Annotated in this window: 19 protein-coding genes; 6 read left to right on the top strand and 13 right to left on the bottom strand. The window is 38.3% G+C overall.

The features are described from left to right. Positions 1 to 95: 95 nt before the first annotated feature. On the bottom strand, positions 96 to 968 hold the full coding sequence (locus H0W62_10580; GenBank protein MBA3648977.1) for a DMT family transporter: 873 nt from the start codon (positions 966 to 968) through the stop codon (positions 96 to 98). Between the two features lie 24 nt (positions 969 to 992). Continuing rightward, complete coding sequence (locus tag H0W62_10575; GenBank protein ID MBA3648976.1) at positions 993 to 1442, bottom strand: Rieske (2Fe-2S) protein; 450 nt, start codon at positions 1440 to 1442, stop codon at positions 993 to 995. A gap of 122 nt (positions 1443 to 1564) precedes the next feature. Between H0W62_10575 and H0W62_10570 the strand changes: the two genes are divergently transcribed. After that, entirely contained in the window at positions 1565 to 2515 is a 951-nt protein-coding gene (locus H0W62_10570) for a phosphatase (protein MBA3648975.1), read from the top strand. Between the two features lie 81 nt (positions 2516 to 2596). Here H0W62_10570 and H0W62_10565 read toward each other — a convergent pair whose 3' ends face one another. The 10 genes from H0W62_10565 to H0W62_10520 all read right to left on the bottom strand — a co-directional run bounded on the left by H0W62_10565 (position 2597) and on the right by H0W62_10520 (position 11118). Continuing rightward, positions 2597 to 3367, bottom strand: coding sequence for an MBL fold metallo-hydrolase (locus H0W62_10565; GenBank protein MBA3648974.1), 771 nt, complete (start codon positions 3365 to 3367; stop codon positions 2597 to 2599). A 68-nt stretch (positions 3368 to 3435) separates the two neighbouring features. After that, complete coding sequence (locus H0W62_10560; protein MBA3648973.1) at positions 3436 to 4383, bottom strand: hypothetical protein; 948 nt, start codon at positions 4381 to 4383, stop codon at positions 3436 to 3438. Between the two features lie 121 nt (positions 4384 to 4504). Continuing rightward, a complete protein-coding gene (locus H0W62_10555; GenBank protein MBA3648972.1) occupies positions 4505 to 5059 on the bottom strand; it encodes a YceI family protein in 555 nt (184 codons plus the stop codon). 47 nt (positions 5060 to 5106) lie between these two features. Then, the gene (locus tag H0W62_10550; GenBank protein ID MBA3648971.1) at positions 5107 to 5511 is read right to left on the bottom strand and encodes a hypothetical protein; all 405 of its coding nucleotides are present in this window, start codon (positions 5509 to 5511) and stop codon (positions 5107 to 5109) included. A 20-nt stretch (positions 5512 to 5531) separates the two neighbouring features. Next, positions 5532 to 6374, bottom strand: a complete 843-nt coding sequence (locus tag H0W62_10545; GenBank protein MBA3648970.1) for a T9SS type A sorting domain-containing protein — start codon at positions 6372 to 6374, stop codon at positions 5532 to 5534. A gap of 78 nt (positions 6375 to 6452) precedes the next feature. Continuing rightward, the gene (bcp, locus tag H0W62_10540; GenBank protein ID MBA3648969.1) at positions 6453 to 6908 is read right to left on the bottom strand and encodes a thioredoxin-dependent thiol peroxidase; all 456 of its coding nucleotides are present in this window, start codon (positions 6906 to 6908) and stop codon (positions 6453 to 6455) included. A gap of 4 nt (positions 6909 to 6912) precedes the next feature. Continuing rightward, positions 6913 to 8562, bottom strand: coding sequence for a M23 family metallopeptidase (locus tag H0W62_10535; protein MBA3648968.1), 1650 nt, complete (start codon positions 8560 to 8562; stop codon positions 6913 to 6915). Positions 8563 to 8695: 133 nt separating this feature from the next. Beyond that, positions 8696 to 10165: a sodium:solute symporter gene (locus H0W62_10530; GenBank protein ID MBA3648967.1), complete on the bottom strand. Its 1470-nt coding sequence runs from the start codon at positions 10163 to 10165 to the stop codon at positions 8696 to 8698. 48 nt (positions 10166 to 10213) lie between these two features. Then, a complete protein-coding gene (locus tag H0W62_10525; GenBank protein MBA3648966.1) occupies positions 10214 to 10867 on the bottom strand; it encodes a DUF1731 domain-containing protein in 654 nt (217 codons plus the stop codon). Continuing rightward, a complete protein-coding gene (locus tag H0W62_10520; protein ID MBA3648965.1) occupies positions 10849 to 11118 on the bottom strand; it encodes an NAD-dependent epimerase/dehydratase family protein in 270 nt (89 codons plus the stop codon). The genes H0W62_10525 and H0W62_10520 overlap by 19 nt, the downstream gene beginning before the upstream one ends. Positions 11119 to 11236: 118 nt before the next feature. Between H0W62_10520 and H0W62_10515 the strand changes: the two genes are divergently transcribed. The 4 genes from H0W62_10515 to bshA all read left to right on the top strand — a co-directional run bounded on the left by H0W62_10515 (position 11237) and on the right by bshA (position 17326). Continuing rightward, complete coding sequence (locus H0W62_10515) at positions 11237 to 13090, top strand: hypothetical protein (GenBank protein MBA3648964.1); 1854 nt, start codon at positions 11237 to 11239, stop codon at positions 13088 to 13090. Between the two features lie 45 nt (positions 13091 to 13135). Then, a complete protein-coding gene (locus H0W62_10510; protein ID MBA3648963.1) occupies positions 13136 to 14641 on the top strand; it encodes an ABC transporter permease in 1506 nt (501 codons plus the stop codon). A gap of 79 nt (positions 14642 to 14720) precedes the next feature. Further along, positions 14721 to 16040, top strand: coding sequence for an ABC transporter permease (locus H0W62_10505; protein ID MBA3648962.1), 1320 nt, complete (start codon positions 14721 to 14723; stop codon positions 16038 to 16040). A gap of 146 nt (positions 16041 to 16186) precedes the next feature. Next, the gene (gene bshA, locus H0W62_10500) at positions 16187 to 17326 is read left to right on the top strand and encodes an N-acetyl-alpha-D-glucosaminyl L-malate synthase BshA (GenBank protein MBA3648961.1); all 1140 of its coding nucleotides are present in this window, start codon (positions 16187 to 16189) and stop codon (positions 17324 to 17326) included. A gap of 687 nt (positions 17327 to 18013) precedes the next feature. Here the strand turns inward: bshA and H0W62_10495 are convergent. Further along, positions 18014 to 18379 (bottom strand): DUF3127 domain-containing protein, encoded by a 366-nt coding sequence (locus tag H0W62_10495; protein MBA3648960.1) that lies wholly within the window; start codon positions 18377 to 18379, stop codon positions 18014 to 18016. Positions 18380 to 18517: 138 nt separating this feature from the next. On the opposite strand from H0W62_10495, the gene H0W62_10490 reads away from it, so the two are divergent. Then, positions 18518 to 18826 carry an antibiotic biosynthesis monooxygenase gene (locus tag H0W62_10490; GenBank protein MBA3648959.1) on the top strand — a complete coding sequence of 103 codons (309 nt, stop codon included), beginning with the start codon at positions 18518 to 18520 and terminating at the stop codon, positions 18824 to 18826. Positions 18827 to 18849: the final 23 nt, after the last annotated feature.

The raw sequence follows: 18849 nt of genomic DNA, 5'->3' as shown, positions 1-18849 counted from the left end.
AATTCTGCATTTGCTCAATCACACACAATTATTTTTGGCTAAAACTTACTTATTAATAAAATTATTATAATAAATCCTGAAAACAGGACATCATGTTACCTGCTTACTAAATATACTCCGCAAAATATTAAAGCCATTCCATAAAAATCTATGCTACTAATGGTTTCACCCGCTACAAATCCCCAGAATAAGGCTACAACTGGCATCAGGTAGGTAACTGATGCGGCAAATAATGCTGTGGTGCGCTGGATCAGCTTATTGTAGATTACAGAAGAAAGTGCTGATCCGCCAATTGCTAATATGGAAATATAACCCAGAGCGGTATAAGTATTTTTTCCTTCCTGAAAGCTTTCTCCGACATTTGAAAAAGACAAACAGATTAAAGCCGGGAAAAGCAACGTCATAAAAGCAAATGTTACAATAGTTAGGGGTCGCACATCAGCCAAATACTTCTTTATAATGTTAGCGCTGATGCCATAACAGAGTGTTGCCATTACAATCAGTAAACCATACCAGCCCCCGGACATCGTATCTTTTCCCGTTTGAAAAAGCATTAATACAATTACACCTGCAAAGGCAATGCTCAAACCTGTTATATTCTTCCAATTGTATTTAGTGTTAAAGAGGAAGATCCCTAGAATAAAAACAAAGACAGGACTCAGCGAATTTAGAATGCCTGCAAGTGAACTTTCAATATGTTGCTGAGCTGCAGTGAATAAAAAGGCAGGAATAAAATTGCCGAAAAGCCCTTGTATAAAAATCACTTTAATTTTAGCAATTGGAACCTCATTTCTTCTTAGAAATGCGAATGGAACAAGTATCAAAGCGGTAATTATGACACGAAGGGCGGCTACCTGTGGTGCAGCAAATACCTCCAAGCCTTTTTTCATCAATATGAAAGAGCTGCCCCAGATAAGCGAAAGCACAATCAGCATAAGCCAATCATAAAGAGCTGGTTTATTCTTCACAAATTGCCTTAAAGATTGGTGTGATTATGCAAAGTGAATGTATACGTTGGTTTCATCTGAAGTGACAGAATATTTTTCGAGATCTGTTTTTGCCGGGCCTTTTGTTACCGCTCCATCCACTGTGAATTCTGAACCATGACATGGGCAGAGTAATTTCCCCTGGGCAGGGTGCAGTGTACAGCCTTTATGCGTACATAACAAGCGAACAGCGGTATAGCTTCCATCAGTGTTAAGGGTTGCAAATATTGGTTCTTTAAACCTGCGGGATTGAATGAGCATATATCCTTTTTCCGAAACCATGGACTTAGGAAAAAAAAGCTGGTCGGCAGTTTCAGTGATGTTTGGTTTTGCTGTTGCAACCGACTTGCCAGTGGTGGAGCAGCTTTCAATTAATGAGAATGCACCTATGCCACAAGCACATGCACCCACAGTTCCAGAAAGCTTTAAAAAATTGCGCCTGGTAATATGGTCCATAAAGAGTTCTTTTTTTTTCGAAATGTAACTATTTTCCCATTCTGATACTTGCCTTCAAATCTAAAAAATATGATACCGGTAAGGTGGAAACACCCAGTCTCTATAATTAATTTACATTTATTATGAATCCGTACCGGGCAATCCTGGATTTGGGTACAAATACGTTCCACCTGTTGATTGTTTCTGTCTCCGCTTCTTCTTTCGAAGTTGTTTATAAGGCTGAAGAATTTGTGAAGCTTGGTGAGGATGGATTAGATAAAATAGGACCCTCTCCTTTTCGACGTGGATTAGCTCAGTTAAAAAAATATAAACAGGTGATAGACCGATACAACCCTGATAGAATTGTTGCGGTTGGGACAGCGGCTATCCGAAAGGCAATAAATGGAGATGAATTCATTGAAGCGGCTAAAAGCATTTGCCCAATGGATTTCAGGAAAATATCCGGCGATGAGGAAGCCGGGTTAATCTATCTGGGCGTAAAACAAGCTGTACAAATGAACCATGAAACTTCGCTGTTAATGGATATTGGCGGTGGAAGCACTGAATTTATTTTGGCCAACAGCGAAAGCATTTTCTGGAAGCAAAGCTTTCCACTCGGAGCCTCGGAATTAAAGCAAAGGTTTCATACAACAGAGCCTATAACAGAAAAGGAGGTCAAACACATTATAGCCTACCTTGAAAAAGAGCTTCGTCCATTAACCACAGCAGCAAGCCGGTTTAATGTGATACAGCTCATTGGAGCTTCCGGTTCTTTTGATTCCATAGCCAGCATGATCTCTACCAACATCGCACCCAAAATATTCCGAACAAATCCTTCTTTCGGGATTGATGTGGATCAATTCTATAAAATTTATAAAGATTTACTCAGCAAAGATCTGGCTGAAAGAAAAAAAATTAAAGGTTTAATAGTTTTCCGGGCGGAAATGATGGTGGTGGCGGCTATTCTTATTCAATATGTAATTGAGAAATTAAATATTACGAAAATAATGCAGTCGGATTATGCATTAAAAGAAGGCATATTGTATACGATGCTTCAAAGTAACGACGGCTATTATAAGAATAAACACGGATAGTTGGAACCATACATACATGTACTCTAATTTAATTGGCTCCTGTTCTACACTTGTCATCATTAAACAATCAGCTTTGCATTGCTAAACTTTTTCAATAAGAAACTTGCTATTTTTTTCTTTTACTCTCGCCATTGATATGGTTGCTGAATGAAAAAACAGGCATATCCAATTTTCTGCAAAGGCCCGGTTGCCGTATTCTATTCTTTTTGCAGAGGCGGCCTTTCCATCATAGTCATATTTAGCAATAAATTTTCGCTGTAGCTGAGAAGGTTGCGGAAGCACATCGCCTCCAAAAAAAAGTTTCTGTTGATCAGATTCAATCAAAAAAACCTGGTGAAAAGGTGTATGACCACCACTGATTTCATATTGAATATCATTACCGATTTTGCCATTTCCATTTATAAGCTCCAGGTTTGAAGTGCGTTTTAAATAGTGAAGCCGGTCAGGGAGAAATGAAGGAGAGTTTTTTTTAGTAAAAGCATACTCCATTTCTTTTTCCTGGCAGTAATATTTTGCTTTTGGAAACATCAGATTAAATGCATTCTCTCTTCCATAGCTAATTCCACCCGCGTGATCTTTGTGTAAATGGCTGAGCAATACTATTGAGACATCATCAACAGAATGGCCATGCATAGCTATATTTTCCTGAATATGATATTCTCCTTTTGAATTTAACAACCCCAGACCCGGATCAACTACAATTAAATCCTGCGATGTGGCTATCAGAAAAGGAACTATATCCACCAGCAAGGAAGCAGCCCGATCCTTTAGATTGTCTTTATCAGAATCATATTGAACAAATTCTTTGGAGGCATTTACAGTATAAGATCCTTCTGGTAAAGGAATAACCATCTGGCATAATTAACTTGAATAACTTGCAGCTATATAGCAGATTGACAAAACTACTGATTAAAATTACCCTACCAGCTTTTTCCTCCAATCACAAAATTTCTTGAAATATTAAAACCGAAACGGAATTGTCCATCAAGCCAGTTAGAACGGGTTTCTGGCAGCCAGGAATTTTCCAGGATACCGGTGCTGTTGGTAAAGCTGAGCGTGAATACATGACCCCCTGTTTCTATTTCTACACCTACGGACAATGGATCAAAAAAAACAGTTTTACCATTAGCATCCACTGCATCTTCCTGGAAAGAAGAAAAATTATGAAAGTAATCGAAAATCAATGCAAAGCGCTTGGTGAGTTTTGCTCTTCCGCCTATTCCCAGGGAGAAAAAATCATTCTTATCACCAAAAATCACATAATTCCGGTGAACCCAGGTTGGTAAAACTTCAAATGAAATACGTTGAGAAAATTTTCGGGCAATAATAGCCTGTGTTACATAAGAAGTCCGTTGAGTCAGGTCATCAAATGCTGCATCGGAAGTGGTATCTATGGAGGGCCTCCGTCCTGATATACCTGCAATTCCATACAATGAAACACTTACAGGCATTTTATCATCAACGGTCTGCTCCAGTAATTTATATTTTATATTTCCATCATAAAGCTCTGTGTAAGGCTGGATCCCTTTTGCGCGACCGATACCTATTTGCAGGTTATCCGTAATACCGTAGTCAAAAGAAAAAACAATGTCCGTTGATACATCAAATCCATATAAAGAATGGGCCCCGCCTCCAATCCCGCCGATATCACCAAAGCGATGGGCAATATTAAAAAACAGGTTACGCTTTTTAGCTGTTTCTATTGTTTGAGCATTGATGATTTTGTAACCTTTAAATGTAGCTGATACCCTTTCAGAGGGTTCCTTAGGTGCATTCTCATCAACAATAGCAGACAAATCCTGTTGTGAAAAAGCAGCATGTACTATTAAAAAAATGAAACACAGACAAAAAGTAATATTTTTTCTCATGATGATTGATTTAACATAAATGCACTAATAAAGTTTAAGAGATGAAGGTCGATTTATTTTATTAAAAGTAAACCCTCATGTATATAAAACGCATGAGGGTTTCATGAGTGAAGAATAAAATTTACCTCTCCGATTTGATTGGCGTCATTACTGAATGAACTTTTACATTTACTACTTCAGCAATATGTTGCACTACTACCGTTGGGATCTTTATCTGGTGATCCACCACCTTAGTATCGAAAGCACAATTAATTTCGATCTGGCCAGCACTTACCACTATCGTTCCGGGAATGGTACGTTCTTTTTCTACGCCATGTATATTTAGCTTACCGGTAGCAGTTACCTGGTAGGTTCCTTCCTTTGTCAAATCGATATCCTCATTAATGGAACCGTTAAAAGTCGAATAAGGATACTTATCACTCTCGATATAGTTTTCATTAAAGTGTTCCTGCATTAATGCTTTTTTAAACTCAAAGGTTTTCATAGGCACTTTAAAAAAAATACTCTTGGTTTTCACGTTTAAGGCTCCTATCACCTGGCTGCTGGTAGCATCGATATTTTCAATGGGAGTTTCTGAGAAAAAAGAAATAGAACCATTGGTACTAACAAGAACGTCCTGTGAAGATGCCCGGAAATAACTTCCTATGAGGCACAGGAATACAATAATCATTTTCATTTAAAAAGATTTAAGTTGAATAATTGCAATAACAGTATTGGAAACAATTAATTTTCGGGGCCTCCCAGGTTAATCCATGCATCAATTTTCTTTAGATCGCATGCAGTCAGGCTTTGTGGGCCTGCTGAATTTGATGGAGGCATATTTTTCTGTTCTATTACACGGCTTCGTAATTGATTGTTATCTACTTCTATTTTAATTCCGCTATAGATGGTATAATCAAAACCCGAACCATTATTATCAATCGACTGGTGGCAGCTTCCGTAGTCCGGATTATTACAATAAGTTTCAAGTATAGGAACTATATCATTTTTATATGAAACGGTATCGCCTGCAAGGAGACAAGTATCACCCGGTACTGCTACTTCAGCTTTCTCAAAAGAACATCCATCAATTATAAAAAATGACGTAATTACCGATACTGCCGCCGCAATCATTATCAATCGTTTCATAGCTAACAAAATGGTAGTTGTTATTGTATAAATATTTTTTCACTGTGGCTATTGTTTCTAATGTTCAATTGTAAAAGGTATACCCCTGGATTAACAAACGTTCTGACTGGAAAAGAATGCGTTTGAAGACCTTTTACTTCTTCCCCATTCCACAATTGCTGAATTAACCGGCCGGTTTCATCATAAAGAAAAATAGTTACCGGGCCTGTAGCATTTAACTGGTATTTTATATCAATCGCATTAAGTGCCGGATTTACGATCTGAAAGGGAACAGAACTATTAGAAGGACTTAAAGCGGCAGTTCCAAATTCTCCCGCAATTTCCATAGAGGAAGTATAAATTTCATCACCGGTATTTTGAATGTTGCCATTGGCGGCATTTCCCGCGGCATAGAAGGTAACAGGACCCATGTTATGATCGGGTGCAGTCCAATTAACGGTCCATGTATTTACGGCGCTTGCAAACCGATGACCTACATACTGACGGCCTTGAAAACCGCCAAGAGGAAGAGAGGTATTGGTCAAATCTATTAAGGAGAAATTGCCGGCCCTGTTGCCAATACTATCAATGGCGGTGGCTTCAAAGCCGAATTTGTGAATATCAGCTTGAGAAACAGTTACGGTTAGCTGGTAAGTGGTATCAGGGATATAGGAAGCTGTACTGCTGCTAAAAGAAATAGCCACATTACCCGGCCCGGTGTTAGGAGTAGTATTGTGGCAGGCAACTTCACCACAGGTAGTTTCACCCGGAGCGCCGGTTTTGCCCGCAGGAGGTAGCGCCGATTGTGTATGGACTTCCTGAATCTGAACGAATAAAAGACCACATAAGACAGTCGATATTATAGCAAATTTTAATTTACGCATTGTTAGAGTTTGTTAGTTGTAACCCCTAAATTATCGGGAGCGAAAATAATCCGTTGGGTTCATTTATTTGAATTTCTTTCACTGAGCATAGCTTTTTAATATCTGATCAGTATGAATATTGCTCCGAACCTTCTTAAAAATTTTTTCAATTCTTCCTTTTTCATCAATAACAAAAGTATGCCGTAATACTCCCATGTATTTATGACCAAACATATTCTTCGGCCCCCAAACACCATAAGCCTCTATAATTTTTTTTTCCGGGTCTGAGATTAAGGAAAATGGCAGTTTAAACTTATGCCGGAATTTTTGATGATTTTTGATATCATCAGGACTTACTCCAAGTATTTCAAATCCTCTTTCCTTTAATACGTGATAATTATCCCGAAGATTACAGGCCTCCTGAGTGCAGGTAGGGGTATCATCTTCAGGGTAAAAATATAAGATCACCTTTTTTCCTTTTAGATCTGAGAGCGCAATCACATTCCCGTCCTGATCTTTTCCCTTAAACAATGGGGCGTTAGAGCCAATTTCCATGCCTTTATTTCTTAAAAGTCAGAGTGAATGAATTTTTATTGTTTACCTGGTCTGTAACAATCAGGTTCAATCTGTGTTCACCATAAGTCAAATTTGTGGGAAGATTACAGTTAAGACGGTTATTCTTTTGGTCGTATTCCATCAAGATCCATTTCCCATCCAGGTAACCATTGTAGGTGGCTATTCCCGATAGCTTATCGGAAATGTAAAAGCGAAGGAAAAGTTTTTTTATATGCTGATTCTGTTTAATGCCCGCAGTTGCGATCCTGGGAGGAATGGTATCGAGCTTCACATAAAAGTACCCGAATTCTCTTGCACGTGCATTTAATTCCTCACTCGTCCAGTGAGAAACCAATGCAGATTCCCTTCCGGAGTTTTGATAAACAATTAACGCTTTAGATTTTAAAGAGTCAGGAATAGCTCGCGCCAAAATAAATACTTGGTAGTAACTGTGCAAGGGAATTGAAGCATTGCCAATATTAAAGATCGCAGAATAAATATCCTTTGAGGAAGAAAAAGAACAGGAATATTGAAAATTTAAATTAGTATACAGAATGTCTGAAGGAAACTGCAGCCTGATACTATCAGCAGAAAAAACATGGGGTTTATTAAATGTAAAAAAAGTAGTATTTGTAGCAATAGAACTATCAGCCGGGAATGTTTTTCCTGAAAACCGAAGGTAAAAGATTAGGTATGAAGTATTGTCCATTTCGTCTTTACAAGTAATTACGACCTGGTGAAAAAAAGTATCTTTTAAGACGATATGTCCGTCATTAACCAAATGCCTGTAGATACTGTTGTGATCGCCGGGAAGACGGTAAAGCCGGTGAATTGTAATGTTCTCCTGTTTAAGCTTTGCATAATCAATATGCGCATTTACGTAGCGTGCATTTGAAAAGTCCAGCCGGTCAAACTTTATACTAAAGATATCCTTGCCATCCAGGGCTTCCTCTATATAATAAATTCCATAATCGTTGCTGCTTCCATTTTTGTAATCCGCACCTACTATTCCGAAGCCTACGGCGGCGTAATCACTGACAATGGAGTCTGGTTTTATAGAATAGTCGCAGCTGTCTTTTTGTACTTTATAATAATACGAGGTATCATTTACATTATTGGATAGGGGATATAAATACAATCTGCTTACCACAGGTTTTACTGTGTCTGCAATTACCAGTCCCAAAAGAGCAGGATTTAGCGGATACGTTTCACCGCTTGCATCGCGAATCTCAAAATGCAGGTGAGGCCCGCCTGAAGCTCCTGAATTTCCGGAATAAGCTATTACATCTCCCTTTTTTACCACAAATTTTTCTATTGAGGGAAACAGTTCAACTTCGAAAGATTGTTTTAAATATTGCTGCTGTTTAACAAAATTACCGATTGCGGTATTGAAATGGTCAAGGTGCGCATAGACTGTCATATATCCGTTAGGGTGTGTTACATACAATACCAGTCCAAAGCCCGATGCCGACACTTTTATTCTTGAAAGGTATCCATCTGCGGCTGCATGAACCGGGTAGCCCGTCTTTTCATGCGTACGAATGTCCCATCCTGTATGGAGATGATCGGGGCGTACCTCTCCGAAATTAGCGGCAAGCTGGATGGGAATATCAAGTGGATTGCCGAAAACAGGCGGAGTTTGTGCCTTAATCAAATTGCAACAAACAAGGCAGCTAAGAGTGAAGAAAAAATGAATTGGTTTACTCTTGTTGAAATATGCTTTAACGTAAGCTATTAAATAAAAAGTAAAATTTTTTTTAAAAAATTGGTTTTCTCGATTTGGCCTTCTAAACATCCGCGATCACTGTATTTTTCTTACTGATTAAGAACAAGCCTAAAAAAGTGAATAATCCATTCACGATCAACAGTTCAAATCCAAAACGATAACCATTAAAGATTGTTGGTGAATATTCTGATAAAAAGTAACAGGCTACCGGTGATAAAATACATACCATCCAAACAAAAGGCTCCATTAGTTTCCTGGTAGTAAAAAATCCAAAGGAGTATAGACCCAGCAAAGGTCCATAGGTGTAGCTGGCAACCCTAAAAAGATTTCTGATTACAGCATCATTGTTAATTAACCGGAAACCAACAATAGTGATCAGGAGAACAATGGCAAAGGCAATATGAACCGCGTAGCGGATGTTTAACCGTCGCTCAGGTGTAAGCCTGGTATTTTTATGAATACCCAAAAAATCAAAACAGAAAGCAGTAGTAAGTGCCGTTAATGCGCCATCAGCGCTTGGATACGCAGCAGAGATTAACCCTAAAATAAAGATGAGGCCGGCTATGGGAGTAAGAAAGTGTAAGGCTACAGTTGGAAACAGATCATCAGTATGCAAGGGGTTAATTTCAATTCCCTTTTCGGAGGCATAAAAGATTAGAATTGCTCCCAAAATGAGAAACAGGGTATTGACCAATACCAGTATCATTGAAAATGTAAACATATTTTTTTGAGCTTCACGGATATTTCGGCAACTAAGATTTTTCTGCATCATTTCCTGATCAAGCCCGGTCATGGCTACGGAAATTGCTGCACCACCCAAAAAGTTTTTGATAAAAAAATTAGGAGACTTTACATCACTCACAAAAATTTTGGAATAATCTGCACCATGAATTTTTTCTATCAGGGATAGAAAATCCAGGTTAAGCTGCTGAGCAATAAAAACTATTGTAAAGAGCATTGCAACCAGCATAAAGGTTGTTTGAAGAGTATCCGTCCATATAATGGTTTTTACGCCTCCCTTGAACGTATATAGTAAAATGAGTACAATAAAAGTAAGTACGGTTACAGCAAAGGGAACATGCCACCCCTCGAACACAAATGTCTGAAGCACATTTACAACAATATACATCCTGAAAGCTGCGCCGATAGTCCTTGACAAAATGAAAAACAGTGAGCCAGTCCTGTAGCTCACGCTGCCGAAGCGGTGATCCAGATACGTATAGATGGAGGTTAGGTTGAGCCTGTAGTATACCGGCATCAGGACCAGAGCAATAATAGCATACCCAACCAAATAGCCAAGCACTACCTGCAGATATGAAAATTGAGTTGTGTATACGGCTCCGGGTACCGACATAAATGTAACCCCTGATAAAGACGCGCCAATCATGCCATACGCTACTACATACCACGGGGATGATTTATTTCCAATAAAATAAGACGCATTGTCTGCCTTCCTGCTTGTAAAAAAGGTAATTGCAAAAAGAACTACGGAGTATAAAATAATGCATGAAAAAATAACAGCAGATGACATCGAATTATAAATCGCGCGAAGATAACATTTCGGAAAATGAAGAATAATTTAAATAAGATCAGTTAATGCTTCTTTTAGCTCACGGTACCGGAATTGAAAACCGGCATCTTCAATTTTTTTTGAAGAGCATCGAATACTCGTTCCAAGAGTCTCTGAAAATTCTCCAAGAAAAATTTTTAGCAAAGAAAGGGGCACAGGTATATTTATTTTTATTTTGTTCTTTACCCGGGCTATCGCATTAATCAGCTCACGGTATTGCTCCGGGCAGGGGGCCACTCCATTATAAACATTCTTTAAATTTTTTTTCTCTATTGCGTACAAATACATACGGCAAAGGTCCTGGATATGAATCCATGAGTAATATTGTTTTCCGCTGCCGAAAATAGGTGCAATTCCAAATTTCAGCGATTGTAATAAAGGAGGAAGCGTACCACCTTTTTCTGTCAACACAATTCCGGTCCTGATGATGATAACCCTTTTATTTAATTGTGACAATTTTCGGGCTGCCTGCTCCCATTGATCGCATACCAGACTTAAAAAATCATTGTTTCGCGCTGCTAGCTGGTCCTCTGATAGCCATTCATTACCCTGATCACCATAATAGCCTATACCGGAAGCAGAAACGATGGTTTGTACCTGGTTCGGAATTTTACTTAAAGATTCATAAAGGAGATTTAGACTTTCTATGCGGCTGTCCGCAATTTCTTTTTTATAGGCAGGTGTCCCCTTTTATCTGCTACATTTGCCCCTGCAAGATGAATAATGTGATTACATGTGGTAATTGCTTCTTCATCAATCCGGTAATTTTTAAGATCCCATAGATAGGTCTTTACTGTTCCGGTAGTGTTCTTTTTTCTGCTTAGATAAGTTATTTTATATCCTGCATTTTGAAGAAAGGAAGTAAGGTAATTCCCGATCAATCCTGTTCCTCCTGTTATTAAAATGGTTTCCATCTTATAATTAACGCCCCATAATGCTGATTGTTTGGGGAACAGAAAGTAAGGATACTTTAAAAATAAAACTATTGAGCATTTGTTCAATACTTAGATTAGATGGATCAAAACCATTTTCATGAAACGGTTCCGGTATGTGATTTGGGCCTTTATTTTTTCAGGTATTTTTTTCCCTTCGTGTAATCATAATGATAGAGGAACTACTATTTCTAATGTAAACCACGGAGCTTTTGTTCAGCTCAAGGATGCGCAACATATTGACCCCGCGTGGTCAAAAGATAATGTACTGGTGGTACATTGGTTATCTGATCCGCAATATCTTCATCCTGTAAATACATCCTTCTTTAATGCTTTATGGATTCTGCGGCTGACTCACTTTACGCTGCTGACTTATGACCAGGCAAACCAACAGATAATTCCTATGCTGGTAAAAGCCATGCCTGTGATTTCTGATGATTATCTGAGATTTACGTACGATCTATTGGAGGAGGCTTCCTGGGATGATGGTACGCCGATAACAACGGATGATGTCATTTTTACCTTTAAAGCAAATAAATGCCCGCTCACGAATAATCCAAATATGAAGCCATATCTGGAGAATATAAAAACCATTATTCCCGATTCTGCTAACCATAAAAAGTTTACGATAGTTATGAAAGAAAAAAGTATTTCAAACCTCCAGATGATTTCAGACTACTTTATTCTTTCACATAAATTTTATGATTCCGCAAATGTGCTGGCAAATTATTCCATGGAACAACTGGACGATTTAAATTTAAAATCTGACCAGCACCCTGATCTTGTCGCGTGGGCAAATAATTTTAATGAGGGAAAATATGGCAACGATTTGAGTCTTCAGTTTGGTGAGGGCCCCTATAAAGTAATTTCCTGGGATCGGGATCAGACGATTACGCTTCTGCGAAAAGAAAATAACTGGGTACAAAAGCTGGAGCATCCCAACAGGTACCTCAGTAATTTTCCTGATAAAATTATTTTTAAAGTTATACGCGACGAAAATGCAGCAAAGCTTGAATGTGAATCCCAGCAAATTGACGTCTCTACCTGGCTTACTACACAGGCACTTATGAGCCTGCAAAATGATTCTGCCTTTAACCATAATTACAATTCTGCCTTTATGGAGATGTATACCAGCACTATGATTGTTATGAATGAAAGACCGGATGGCTCGCATAGAAAAAAACTGCTGGTAGATGTTAACGTAAGAAAAGCGATGGCGATGCTGGTGCCGGTAGATCAGATTATCCAGGTAATAGCATTAGGTAAGGCAAAACGCTGGCCCAGCATGGTTTCTCCTCTTAAAAAAGAATTTAATCCGGATTTAAAACTTATTTCTTTTGATGTGGAGGGCGCCAAAAAAATATTGGATAAGGAAGGGTGGAAAGATACTGATGGAAATGGTATTCGCGATAAAATAGTGGATGGTGAAAAAATAGAAATGAGCATCGAATTGATCTATACCATTTCAGGAAAATCCATGCAACAATTGGTAAATGTGATAGCGGAATCAATGAAAACGGCAGGTATAAATTTAATTTTAAAAACCACCGACCAATCTACGCTGCGTATGAATGCTGCAAAGCATGATTTCGATATGGCATTCATTTCCTGGTCCACTAATTCGCAGCCCGAAGATTACACGCAACTTTGGCATACCCGTTCCTGGAGTGATAATGGAGGTAATTATAGCGGCTTTGGCACCGCTGCATCTGACCAGTTAATTGATTCTATAAAGGTGACCATTGAAGAGCAAAAGCGGATATCGATGGTGAAGCGGCTTCAGAAAATTGTTTATGATGATCAGCCTTGCATATTTATGTATACACCTTACCGGAAAGTAATTGTTCATAAGCGGTTCGGGAATGTGACGCTCACCTCGGAGCTTCCCGGTGTAATTGTAAATGATCTGAAATTGCTTTCAAGGCCTAAGGTAATTACACAGAGCAGAAAATAATACGTTCTGCTGCTTTCTCTGTCTTTTATATCTTTCTGGTGCAATATGTTTAAATATCTGGTTAATCGCATACTTCTTTTTATTCCCATCCTTATCCTTATTTCAATTTTGGGATTTATAATAAATGTAAATACACCGGGTGATCCTGTAGAGCGTTTAATGACCGCTTCTCCATCTGAAGATATTGTAAATGCAAACACAGCATCACAACAACAGCAACGCATTTACTGGAGGCATCGTCTGGGTCTCGATCTCCCTGTTTTCTATTTTTCTGTTTTACCCATGGCCTTTCCGGATACCTTATATAAAATTCCGGACAAAAATGTACGGAATGCAATGGCTAAATTGATTTATGCATATGGAAACTGGAAATGGATTGAACAGTACCATGCCGCGTTACAGGAATTAAATAGGGCACAGGAAGAAATAGTTTTGGATAGTGGTGAAAAAAAGAAAATGTCAATAAATGAGATTCATGACGCTATTATTGAATCGCGTTCAAAAACTTATTCTTTATTAGCGGAAAGTAATCCGGCATTAATTAAGTTAAAAATAGAAGCCTTAAGCTCTTTGTATTACCGTTATATCTTTTTAAATCCTTCTGCTGCATTATTGAAAACGGTGGAAGAAAAGTTTGAAAAAGTGGTAACGTCGCCCGGGCGCTGGGAAAATTTTATTCCATCAATTCATTTTTATTCCGATAATCAATACCAGCGCTGGCTCTTGGGAGATGGCAGTGCGCTTACAGGAAATCATAGTATCTACTCACGGGGTATTATCCGTGGCGACCTTGGTATGTCCTATGTTACGCGCGAACCCGTAATGGCTGAGATAAAAAAACATATTGGCTGGTCATTGATATTGACGCTTTCATCTGTATTCATTGCCTACCTTATAAGCATTCTTATTGGCATAAAAGCGGCAGTAAGACACGGCTCCCGCTTTGACCGGCGTTCTTCTGTTATACTGTTCCTTTTACATTCTATGCCGGTATTCTGGGTAGCAACTTTATTACTATTGACGTTTGCGAATGTTGAATTGTTTAACTGGTTTCCAGCCTCTGGAGTTAAGCCTGTTACCGGGTACCCGGACCAGTCATCCGTGTTCGCGAAAATAAAGATCAGTTTGCCTTATTTGATTTTGCCGCTTATTGCCTATACGTATAGCTCCCTGGCTTATTTAAGCCGGATTGTGCGCGTAGCCATGCTGGACGTAATTCATCAGGATTATATTCGCACTGCTAAGGCAAAGGGATTGAGTGAAAGAGCAGTGATCTATAAACATGCACTCCGTAATGCTTGGTTGCCTCTTATCACCGTATTTTCCAATATTTTTCCTGCGGCAGTTGGCGGTAGTGTTATTCTTGAAACCATCTTCACGATACCTGGAATGGGGCTTGAAACATTTCAGGCAATTCAAAGTCAGAATTATCCGGTAATTGTCGGAGTATTTACTATTACAGGTATAATGACCCTTACCGGATATTTGTTTGCGGATGTATTGTATGCTGCCGCAGATCCAAGAATTTCATTTTCTGCCGGGACTAGTTAAGAATATCAATTAAAATGAAAAGTATCACCAGTGTAAAGCACTTCCACCAATTTTAAAATGGTAATATCAGTTTAGGGAAATGAAAACTGATCGATCAAGTTTTACTCACTATTTCTGGCGTCAGTTTAAACAGAATAAAGGAGCATATGCTTCATTGTATTTTCTCGCATTTTTGATGCTCATTGCCATACTCGCACCGGTAATTGCAAATGACCGTCCGCTTCTGATTAAATATCAGAAATCCTTTTTTTTTCCTGCATTCACTTTCAGGCACTCATACCAGATAAAGAATAGCCAGAACGATAGCACTGAAACCATAGATTTAAATAACAATAGCTGGAATCAATTTTATTTTGAAACAGTGATATGGGCTCCAATACGGTATTCTCCCTGGAAGAGTGATTTTATGAATGCAAACTTCACAGGTCCCTTTGAAAAACAGAAATTTTTAAATCCTTCAGGTTTAATTTTACCAATTCCTTTAAGCTGCAGGCATTGGCTTGGAACAGGACAGCGGGGAAACGATTTGCTGGCAGGTTTAATCTACGGTACCCGAGTTTCAATTACTGTGGGTTTTATTTCAATGGGTATCGCAGCTTTCATCGGATTAATTCTGGGCTCGCTGGCAGGGTTTTTCGGAGATCGCACGTTCATCAGTACAAGAGGTGAATTTTGGATGGTTATCTTAGGCATTTGTGCAGGCTGGTTTTATGGAATTCAAATCTGGAAAGGAATCTTAAGTAAAACATTCAGCAATTCATTCGTCACCATATTATTCGAAGCCATATTCATCCTGTCTGATTTAATTGTATTTATTGGCCTGTTTACTTATATAGGAAAATGGATCAGTAAGCTACCATTCTTAAAAAATAAGATATACATCCCTGTTGATTCCATTATATCCCGTCTTATCGAAATCCTTGTTTCGCTTCCTGTTTTTATGCTTATTTTATCGCTTACTGCTATTTTAAAACCTTCCATCCTAAACGTAATACTTATTATAGGGTTTACCTCATGGACAGTAATAGCGAGGCTAACCCGTGCGGAGATGTTAAGGGTCAGAAATCAGGAATACATCCAGTCTGCGCGGGCATTAGGTTATAGCCAACTCAGGATTCTCCTCCGCCATGCATTACCCAATGCAATTTCACCCGCAATTGTTACCATTTCATTTGGGATTGCAAATGCCATACTGTTAGAATCATCACTGTCTTTCTTAGGTGTGGGTGTGCCTCACGATTTAGTAACATGGGGATCGCTGTTAAATGATGCAAGAGGTAATTACCATGCATGGTGGATGGTAATATTTCCGGGATTGATGATTTTTAGTACGGTTACCGGATTCAATTTGATAGGGGAAGGATTACGGGATGCTTTTGATCCAAAACTTAAAAAATAAAATAGTAATCCACATAAAAGAATTATTTGACATTATACAATTGAATAAGTTAAAGCATATTAAACTATTGATGAATTTTTTATGTTCGTGAAGTTTGTCTCTATGCTTTTACGAAGCAGGTATCTTTACATTATAAATAAGTATCTATGAAAATTGGAATTGTTTGCTACCCTACCTATGGCGGAAGCGGTGTGGTTGCTACCGAATTGGGAAAAGCGCTTGCGCAAAAAGGCCATAGAGTGCACTTTATTTCTTACCGTGCACCTGCCAGGCTTGACTCATTTGTTGAAAATGTTTTTTACCATGAAGTAAGTTTTGCTGATTACCCCTTATTTGAAAGGGCTCCGTATGAAACCGCCTTATCCAGTAAAATTGTGGATGTAGCAAAATTTGAGCATTTGGATCTGCTCCACGTGCATTACGCCATTCCACATGCGGCCACTGCGTATATGGCGAAGCAAATCCTGAAGACACAAGGTCTTGAGCTTCCATACATAACCACCCTTCACGGAACTGATATAACGCTGGTAGGAAAAGATCCAACATATGCACCGGTAGTAACTTTTTCAATAAATCAATCAGATGGAGTAACTGCTGTATCAGAGGATCTGAAAAAACAGACGTATAAAAATTTTAATATCGCACAGGAAATCGAAGTGATTCCCAACTTTGTGGATCTGAAACGTTTCCGGAAAGCAAAAAAGGAACATTTTAAAAAGGCAATTGCGCCTAATGGAGAAAAAATATTAATTCATACTTCCAATTTCCGTAAGGTAAAACGCACGCAGGATGTAATAAAAGTTTTTTATAAAGTACACGAGCAGGTACCTTCAAAGCTTCTATTGGTTGGGGATGGTCCAGACCGGCAGACCATGGAGATCATGTGCCGCGATTTACAATTGATGGATGACGTACGGTTCCTGGGAAAGCAAGACCCGGTGGAAGAACTTCTGGCGGTTAGTGATTTGTTTTTAATGCCTTCTGAAACTGAGAGCTTCGGTTTAGCAGCTCTTGAAGCCATGGCTACTGAGGTGCCTGTGATAGCTACCGATGCAGGAGGGATTCCGGAAATTATAATTCAGGGCGTTACCGGTTTCATGAGTTCAGTTGGTAAAACAGATGAAATGGCTGAAAATGCTGTTTATTTATTATCAGATGAGCAAATCTTAAATCAATTTAAAAAGCAATCCTTAGAACAAGCAAAAAAATATGATATAGAAAAGATATTACCTATGTATGAATCATTTTATGAAAAAATATTAAGAAACGCCGCTGTAGTTGTCTGATTTTATTACAAGTAATCAGTTAAACAAAGACGAACCGTAAAAACTTTATCCGGACTCTCGTCATTAATTTGTCACGTTTTGCATATACCAGATTTTTTATACAAAGTATTTCAAGCACCTACATATGATAAATTAAACTAAGTATTTTCCTTCTTTATCTTGCATATTATTTGCCAAAATGCATTGCAAATAAGAACAAATGAAAGACAAGTTAAAGGAATGGATGGTGGAGTTTGGAGCCTGGACTGGAACAGGATTATTCTTCTTTTTGGTTATTAAACTATTGACCAGGATTATATAACTAACAGCACTGAATCTGGTTATCGCCGGACGATAAAATCCAGCTTCATTTTTCTGAAGTAAGTATAGCATACCTCAAATGTGTTATTGTTTGATGCAACGGTGACAGATAATTTTACTTATCTCTCATTCTAAAAAATCAATCATGACCACTGTTACTGAATCTCTCTTATTGTCTGGAAAAAATAAGATCATTTGTGGCTGTTATCTTCCTTTAAAAATGGTACATGCTCTTGCAGTTTCATTTTCTATTGGGGGTACACTAGTATTGTATGCCCTAATTGCGGATATATTTTTTTTATAAAACAGCTTGATCAGCTAATTGTTAAAAAGATAACAGCTTATTGAGTATAATAGAAAAGGATATTCATTAAACCATTAGGCTAATCAAAATGGAAGATCGTCTCTAAACTGTGATACGTCTTCCTGCGGAGGTTCCGTGTTTAAAGCATATTCAGAGCGCGTGCTTTGCTCACCGCCTGACATTTTTTCAATCCTCCATACTTTTGCATCGGTATACCACCGGCCATTATATTCCCGGGATTCTAAGTTAAAGGCAACTTTTACTTCGTCCCCAGTTTTTAATAATTTTAAAAATTCCGCTTTGTCATTCCAGGCAGTAAAACATATTTTTTTAGGATACTGATCCTGAGTTTCAAGAACAAAGCTCTGCTTAAACCAATTTCCATTTTGTCCCTGACCGGTTTGTTCCGGAAGCATTGTAATTAATTTCCCAATTAAATCTAAAGGCATAAATATTTTGTAAGGTGGTGAAATTAGTCACTTATTAATATATAGTTATGAGCTTGGGCAGAATTAATTTCTTTCTCGCTCAATACCTTTAAAGTAATTTGCGGGCCTGCAAAACACCAAATAATTAAATTATCTGTTATGATTACCCGATTAGTAAAAATTACCCTTCAGCCTGATAAAGTAAGTGATTTCCTCATCATATTTAAAGAAGTAAAAGAGACTATTGCTTCTTTCGATGGCTGTCACCACGTTGAATTGTTACAGGAGTTGAGTGATCCAAGTATTTTTTTTACATATAGTATTTGGGAGGATGAGCATTACCTGGACCATTATCGTTTCTCTGAATTTTTTAAAAAGACCTGGGTAAAATCAAAAAAATTATTTGCTTCTAAAGCAGAAGCCTGGAGCGTAACGGTGATAGAGCGTGCGCAATCAGCTCATTTCTAATACCTGTTTACAAAAAGCGTTAT

The organism is Chitinophagales bacterium, from assembly GCA_013816805.1.
In the GTDB taxonomy this organism is placed as follows: Bacteria; Bacteroidota; Bacteroidia; order Chitinophagales; family UBA10324; genus MGR-bin340.
The sequence above is the reverse complement of the archived record's forward strand: the minus strand, read 5'-3'. Positions and strand labels throughout refer to the sequence as shown.